Origin of the sequence: Streptomyces sp. BE20, from assembly GCF_036322525.1 — a bacterium.
Taxonomy (GTDB): Bacteria; Actinomycetota; Actinomycetes; order Streptomycetales; family Streptomycetaceae; genus Kitasatospora.
The window spans coordinates 1-1,740 of sequence record NZ_JAQYWW010000525.1 but is presented as its reverse complement, the minus strand read 5'-3'; the positions used below and the strand labels follow the sequence as shown (position 1 = coordinate 1,740).

Here is a 1,740-nt window from a genome sequence, read left to right as displayed (position 1 = left end):
GACGTCGCGCGGGTGGCGGACGCCGCCGTCGGCCCAGACGTGCTTGCCGAGCCGGCGCGCCTCGGCGGCGCACTCCAGGACGGCGGAGAACTGCGGACGGCCCACGCCGGTCATCATCCGGGTGGTGCACATCGCGCCCGGTCCGACCCCGACCTTCAGGATGTCGGCGCCCGCCTCGACGAGGTCCCGCACGCCCTCGGCGGTGACCACGTTCCCGGCGATCAGGGGCACGCCCGGGTCGAGCGCACGGACCAGGCCGAGCGCCTTGAGCATGGCCTCCTGGTGCCCGTGCGCGGTGTCGACGACCAGGGCGTCGACACCGGCCTCCAGCAGGCGGGCGGCCCGGCCGGGCACGTCGCCGTTGATGCCGACCGCGGCCGCCACCCGCAACCGGCCGGCGGCGTCGACGGCGGGTGCGTAGAGGGCGGCGCGCAGCGCTCCGGTGCGGGTCAGGATGCCGACCAGCCGGCCGGCGCGGTCGACCGCCGGGGCGTAGCGGTGGTTGGCCGCGTCCAGCGCGGCGAAGGCGCCGCGCGGGTCGGCGGCGGCGGTGTCGGCGTCGAGGAGCAGCAGGTCGCGGGACATGACGCGGTCCAGCGGGGTGAAGCGGTCGACGCCGGTGAGGTCGCGGTCGGTGACGACGCCGACGGGCCGGTGGGCGTCGTCGACCACCACGCCCGCGTCATGGGCCCGCTTGGGGAGCAGGGCGAGCGCTTCGCCGACCGTCTGCGCGGGGCCGAGGACGATCGGGGTGTCCAGGACGAGGTGACGGCTCTTCACGAAGGCGACGGTGTCGGCGACCGCGGCCGGCGGGACGTCCTGCGGCAGTACGGCGAGCGCGCCCCGGCGGGCGACCGTCTCGGCCATCCGCCGGCCGGCGACGGCGGTCATGTTGGCGACGACCAGCGGGACGGTGGTGCCGGTGCCGTCGTTCGAGGAGAGGTCGACCTCCTGCCGGGAGCCCACGGCGGAGCGGCCGGGGACCATGAAGACGTCGTCGTAGGTGAGGTCGTGACCGGTCGGAGGGGTGGCCGACGGGCGGCCGGTGCCCGGTTCCAGGAAGCGCATGGGTCGTCCGCCAGGGTGGGGAGGGGGGCGGGTGCGGGGTGCACCCGCCCCGGGTCGGAGGCGCGGTTCACGGTTCGTGGTTCAGGTGCGTGGTTCGTGGGTCGGAGGCGTGGTTCGCGGAGGGCGGGTTGCCGCCCGCTCTCTGCCGGCCGCCGACCGCCCGCGGGTCAGCGGCCGGCCGCGGCGCGCAGGGCCTGGGCGCGGTCGGTGCGCTCCCAGGTGAAGTCCGGCAGCTCCCGCCCGAAGTGTCCGTACGCGGCGGTGGCGGCGTAGATCGGCCGCAGCAGGTCGAGGTCACGGATGAGGGCGGCCGGTCGCAGGTCGAAGACCGCGGAGACGGCCGCACCGATCCGCTCCGGGGCGACGGTCTCGGTGCCGAAGGTCTCGACGAAGAGGCCGACCGGCCGGGCCTTCCCGATCGCGTAGGCGACCTGGAGTTCGCAGCGGGTGGCCAGCCCGGCGGCGACCACGTTCTTGGCGGCCCAGCGCATCGCGTACGCCGCGGAGCGGTCGACCTTGGACGGGTCCTTGCCGGAGAAGGCGCCGCCGCCGTGGCGGGCCATGCCGCCGTAGGTGTCGATGATGATCTTGCGGCCGGTCAGGCCGGCGTCGCCCATCGGGCCGCCGATCTCGAACCGGCCGGTCGGGTTGACGAGCAGGCGGTAGCCGTCG

General features: G+C 76.0%; 2 protein-coding genes. Both read right to left on the bottom strand.

Annotation, left to right across the window (positions count from 1 at the left end):
• A partial coding sequence (locus tag PUR61_RS08345) for a GuaB1 family IMP dehydrogenase-related protein (RefSeq protein WP_329877295.1) occupies positions 1-1,068 on the bottom strand: 1,068 nt, incomplete at its 3' end.
• 167 nt (positions 1,069-1,235) lie between these two features.
• The coding region (locus tag PUR61_RS08340) for a methionine adenosyltransferase domain-containing protein (RefSeq protein WP_329877293.1) at positions 1,236-1,740 on the bottom strand (505 nt) is incomplete at its 5' end.